Genomic DNA, 4,941 nt, shown 5'->3' with positions numbered 1-4,941 from the left:
CGGGCGGCAGCGGCTGCTTCGAGACCAGCGAGAATCGCGGGGTAAAACACGTCATCCGTGATGGACGACGCCCTCGCCGCCCGCACGCACCGTACGAAAGCGATGTACCCCGTCGCATTCTTGCCCTGCCGGAGACCCCGTACATACGTACCCTTCCCGGGCACCGTCTCGAGGATGCCCTCCGATACCAGGTCGAGGATTGCCCGGCGCACCGTGACGCGACTCACCGAGTAGGCGCGACACAGTTCTCGCTCCGAGGGCAGCTTGGCCCCCGCGCCCAGACGTCCCGAGGAGATGTCGTGGAGAATCCCCTCCTTCAGTTGCTGGTACATGACGAGCCGATTCTTGCCGGAATGCACGCTCCATCTTGTCCTCCCCGACCAGGCCGACAGCATCAACCTTCGTCGCCGCTTCGGCCCCCTACCTATACCAGGCCGGCCATGCTGCTGTCAACTCGGAGCCTCAGGCTCAAGACGTCGTAGCCACTCTCCCCGGCTATTCCTTACCCAGTCAACAGATGCCGATCCTGCTACGGGAGAACCAGGGCGACGCACCCAGCGTGACGGCTGTCCTACCCGTGTTACCGTTGCAATTGACGGTAGATGAACCCAGCGACCGGACCATCCAGGGAAAGGGTGCGACATGCCCAGCCGGAGGGCCAATCCCGGCGCCCGGAGAGCGACATGTCAGGGCGGCGAGAGAACCCGTCACGCCACGGCCCTCAGGCGTTCGAGGGGAATCGCAGTGGGAAAGGGCCGGTCTTTGACGTTCACACTGAAGGCTGGGCTGGTTCAATTCATGCGCGCCCCCACAGTGCCGCTGACGACTCTCCGGGCATTTCTTCTGATGACGCTCCCGGCTGGTTGAATCACCACGACGTGTCGGCTTACGTAGGCCGTTGAAGACTTGAAGTCGTCGGTGCCCCAAACTGGTCTTGCTTGGCGGGCGATTGCCCCGGGAGTGGGAATTGCAGGAAGGCACATTCCCGAATGCAATGCAGAGATACGGCTTGCCCGCACCCATCTTGAGACCGACTTAGACGTGCATTCGACGCTGCTGAGAGACGCCCCGGGGCTGCAGGGAAGAACGCCGTCGCCGTGCCCCATCGTTGTCAGCCAGGCTCCCCGGCGCGATCATGGGGCTGACGCCAGCCGCCGGCGGGCGGGGGGCCCGCGCCGGCCGAAGGAGGGCCGGAGAGATGAAAGTCGAGCTGTTCGGGCTTGCCTTGCCCGAGGTTCGGCCAGGCGATGACCTGGCCGCGCTGCTGGCCGAAAGCGCACGGACCAGCTGCGGCGGGCTTCAGGCCGGCGACGTGCTGGTCGTCACGAGCAAGGTGATCTCCAAGGCGAAGGGGTACCTGGTGGAGCTGGCCAGGGTCCAGCCCTCCGCCGCCGCCCGGCGCCTGGCGGCTCGAACGGGGCTTGACGCCCGGTTCGTGGACGTGGTCCTGCGGCAGTCGCAGGCGACGCTGTTTGTCGTGCCGCTGGCCGAGTTCATGCGGGAAGGCATTGTCGAACCGGCCCAGCTCGGCTCCGACCCGCAAGCGGTGGCGCGGCTCATCGAGCGCTTCCCCTATGAGATCTTCACCCTTCGAAACGGCGACGTGTACTCGAGCGCCGGGGTGGACGCTTCCAACCACCCCGCCGGCGAGGTGAGCTACCCTCCCCCCGACCCCGACCAAGCCGCCCGGGAGCTGGCCGAGGGAGTTCGGCGGATGACAGGCCTGTACATCCCGGTGATCGTGACCGACACGGAGTACACGCTCGGCCTGGGAACGCAGGACGTGGCTCGCGGCTCGTACGGCATCAAGCCCGCCGCCGGCAAGTTCGGCGCCCCCGACCGGCTGGGGAAGCCGAAGTTCGGCGGGGCCGACCTCGTGACGCACGAACTCGCATCGGCGGCCGCGCTGATCATGGGCCAGACAGCCGAAGGCTTCCCGGCCGTGCTCGTGCGGGGGTTCCCCTACGAACCGTTCGAGGGCGGGATGGCGGGTTACCGGCCGGCGCCCGAGAAAGTGCGGCCGATCGTCCGGCTCACATTGAGCCACTCCGTCCGGGTGCTCGGGTGGCGGTGGCTGCTGGGGCTGGCGGCGGCCATGTTGGCGGGGCGTCGCTCCCGCCCTCGAGCAGCGCCGTACCCCTCGGGCGAAGCCACCGGCAAACCCTCCACGTCCAGCGCACTGTGACGAGCAGCTCTATGGAGTCGAAGGCCCTTCGCCGCCGTCCGAGGTCCGGGCCCAAGCGAGCGGAAACAGGATGATTCCATTCAGGCTGTGCCGGGCAAGTCGAGCCTCACTGGGGTCGTTGCACCGAGCCAGCGGGAACTCGAACGGTGGGTGCTCAACACCTCGTGCGACGAAGTCGCTTCGGGAAAGAGCGGGAAGTGCAACCTGCCGCCGGCACCCGGACCAACCCTCCCCGCCGTGCTAAACTGAGCCACGGGCGCACCCCACGGCCGAAAAAGGTACGGGGCGCGCTCGGAGAGGTATACCGTCACATTCCACGCTTTGCAATGTACGTTTCTTTTGGATGAATCATCCAGCTCGTCCCCGGGGCGTCCTTCCCCCGGGCCGGCGAGTGCCGTGGTAAAATGCCCGGGCTGCCCTATTAGTCGAATCGGGACACAGGCGGCTCCGACAGCTGCACCGCACCGCCACAGGCAGCGCACCGTCAGAGGCAAGGGGGTCGAGCCATGGGATCGGAAGACCGGCCGGACAAGGCGCGCCTCGAGCGCCTCAAAGAGGCCGTTCGCACTCTCCTGGAGGCCATCGGCGAGGACGTGTCCCGGCCGGAGCTTGACCAGACGCCTGAACGCGTCGCCCGCCTCTACCTGGAGCTCTTCTCGGGGCTGCGGGCCGACCCCGCCGCCGAACTCACGGTCGTCCAGGAAGAGAGCGCCCGGGATCTGGTGGTCGTTCGGGACATCCCCGTGCACTCCATGTGCGAGCACCACCTGGTGCCCTTCACCGGGTGGGCGCATATCGCCTACCTGCCGTCGGAGGGCCGCATCACCGGACTCTCGAAGCTGGCCCGGCTGGTCGACGGCTTCGCCCGGCGCCCTCAGGTGCAGGAGCGCCTCACCCACCAGATCGCCGACGCCCTGGAGTCGCGCCTTCAGCCCCGCGGCGTGGTGGTGGTCGTCGAGGCCGTGCACCTGTGCATGGTGATGCGGGGCGCCCGAGCGGAGGGTTCCCGGGCCGTGACGGTGGCCGTCCGGGGCCTGTACGACCGGGATCCGGCCGAGCGGGCGGCGTTGCTTTCGCTCCTCTCGCACCGGAGGCCCGGCTGATTACTCGTCCCGGAAGGAGACAGATGGCGCTTTGTCCTCGCCGAATAGCTCCAATGCTTCACATACCCTGCCTGCATCGCCGCTCTCTGCAGGCGGCCCCCGTATCGTGGCCGACGTGCACGAGCGCCAGCGGGCTCTGGTGGACGCGCTGGAAAGCCGCGGGGTGACCGTGGAGTTTCAGCCACTCCCGGTGGGCGACTTTGTCATCAGCCGCCGCATTGGCGTCGAACGCAAGCGCACCGACGACCTGCTCGCCTCTCTGATGCGCAAGCGCCTGCACCGGCAGCTCGCGGCCCTGCGGACCAACTTCGAGCGCCCCATCCTCATCGTCGAGGGCTACTACCTCTACGCGGGCCGCACGCTCCCGCCCGACTTCGTTCGCCTTCAGATCGCGATGCTGGTCATGGGCGGCCTCACCGTGCTCGTCACCCGGGATCTGGAGGACACAGCCGGCATCCTCGCCGCGCTCGCCCGCCTGGAACAGCAGGGTCTGGGCTACGAGCCCTCGCTCCACGCCCGAAAGCCGGCGGTGGCGCTCGAAGAACAGGCGCGCTATGTGGTCGAATCGCTCCCCGGCATCGGCCCACAGCTTGCCCGAGTGCTCCTCTCGCACTTCGGAAGCGTCCAGCGGGTGATGGCCGCCACCCCGGACGAGCTCATGCAGGTGCCAGGCGTCGGCAAGGCCAGAGCGCGCCGTATCCACAGCGTGCTGACCTCGCTGGCCGGCCGGCCGCCCGGGGACCTGGGTTAGCGCCGCGGTAGGGACCCCGCAGCCAGGGCGTTGCAGGCGTTCTTATTGATGAGGGGGCGAGTTGCCTCCGTTGTTTTCCCGGATGTCCTCCGCTGACGCGCTATCTTCCTCTGAATCCGCTGCCTCTACAGCGTCCTGCCGGAGTCCGAGAGACTCCCGAACTGCCGTAAGGATCCCATCGGCCCGCCGGATGGCATCGTCGGCATCATCCGAGCCGAACGCCTCGTGAGGGCTTCCCTCAGGGAGCGCGTCTGGATAACGGGTGGGGATGTAGTGGCGGTCGAGCACGCGACAATCCTGGCGAAATCTCGCAAACTCCGCACTGAACGCGACGCAGCGGTCGAGCAGCTCCAGCGCGGAATGTCCCCGGACATTCCTCTCGCCGTGAGCCAGGAGAAACGCCTTGAGCGCCTTTTCCACAGCCTGCTGAGCTTGAAAACAAGCCGTGTTGAAGAACTCACCGGCCCGGTTCCAGCGCGCGGCCTCGAGGTCCCGGTTTGCTGTCGCAAGCCAGCGGCGCGCTTCCCGCTCATTCTGATCACCCAGGTCGCTCGTACACGACCCTCCCCTCCTCCAGAGCGGTGCAGATGAAGTCGCGCCGCTCCTGGACGAGCCGGTCCAGTTCCTCGGGGGTGTAAACCAGAGGCTGGACGGGGACAGCAACGTCGACCACGGCCATCACGTCGTCGATGCGCCGGAGAAACGGCCGGTCGGTTCGCTTGACGACGAGGAGATCGATGTCGCTGTCTTCGTGCACATCGCCGCGCGCCACCGAACCGAACACGATGATCCGCTCGGGGTCGTACCCGGCCACGATCTGCCGGACCGCCTCTTCGACCGCTCGCTGCAGTCTCGTCCTCCACGCCTGCTGTGCCATGCTCCCGAGGCACCTGCCCCCAGCC

6 protein-coding genes are annotated in these 4,941 nt (G+C 67.3%); 3 read left to right on the top strand and 3 right to left on the bottom strand.

The features are described 5' to 3' along the window. Positions 1 to 359, bottom strand: a 359-nt coding sequence (locus AB1609_15470) for a GntR family transcriptional regulator (GenBank protein MEW6047853.1), incomplete at its 3' end; no start/stop codon positions are given. A gap of 839 nt (positions 360 to 1,198) precedes the next feature. Between AB1609_15470 and AB1609_15465 the strand changes: the two genes are divergently transcribed. From AB1609_15465 to AB1609_15455, 3 genes are all read left to right on the top strand, one after another. Next, complete coding sequence (locus tag AB1609_15465) at positions 1,199 to 2,185, top strand: coenzyme F420-0:L-glutamate ligase (GenBank protein MEW6047852.1); 987 nt, start codon at positions 1,199 to 1,201, stop codon at positions 2,183 to 2,185. Between the two features lie 506 nt (positions 2,186 to 2,691). Then, positions 2,692 to 3,288 (top strand): GTP cyclohydrolase I FolE, encoded by a 597-nt coding sequence (gene folE, locus AB1609_15460; GenBank protein MEW6047851.1) that lies wholly within the window; start codon positions 2,692 to 2,694, stop codon positions 3,286 to 3,288. A 106-nt stretch (positions 3,289 to 3,394) separates the two neighbouring features. After that, the gene (locus tag AB1609_15455; GenBank protein MEW6047850.1) at positions 3,395 to 4,039 is read left to right on the top strand and encodes an ERCC4 domain-containing protein; all 645 of its coding nucleotides are present in this window, start codon (positions 3,395 to 3,397) and stop codon (positions 4,037 to 4,039) included. Positions 4,040 to 4,081: 42 nt separating this feature from the next. Here AB1609_15455 and AB1609_15450 read toward each other — a convergent pair whose 3' ends face one another. Then, the gene (locus AB1609_15450) at positions 4,082 to 4,585 is read right to left on the bottom strand and encodes a HEPN domain-containing protein (GenBank protein MEW6047849.1); all 504 of its coding nucleotides are present in this window, start codon (positions 4,583 to 4,585) and stop codon (positions 4,082 to 4,084) included. Then, positions 4,578 to 4,941: nucleotidyltransferase domain-containing protein (locus AB1609_15445; protein ID MEW6047848.1), on the bottom strand; the 364-nt coding region annotated here is incomplete at its 5' end. The genes AB1609_15450 and AB1609_15445, both read right to left, overlap by 8 nt.

It is taken from the genome of Bacillota bacterium, assembly GCA_040754675.1.
Lineage (GTDB): Bacteria > Bacillota > Limnochordia > Limnochordales > Geochordaceae > Geochorda.
Note: the sequence above shows the minus strand (reverse complement) of the source record. Positions and strands in the feature narration are given on the sequence as shown.

What these genes read in the sequence shown, in the direction of transcription:
- AB1609_15465 (MEW6047852.1), top strand. Translation starts at nt 1,199, where the DNA reads ATGAAAGTCGAGCTGTTCGGGCTTGCCTTGCCCGAGGTTCGGCCAGGC.
- folE (MEW6047851.1), top strand. Translation starts at nt 2,692, where the DNA reads ATGGGATCGGAAGACCGGCCGGACAAGGCGCGCCTCGAGCGCCTCAAA.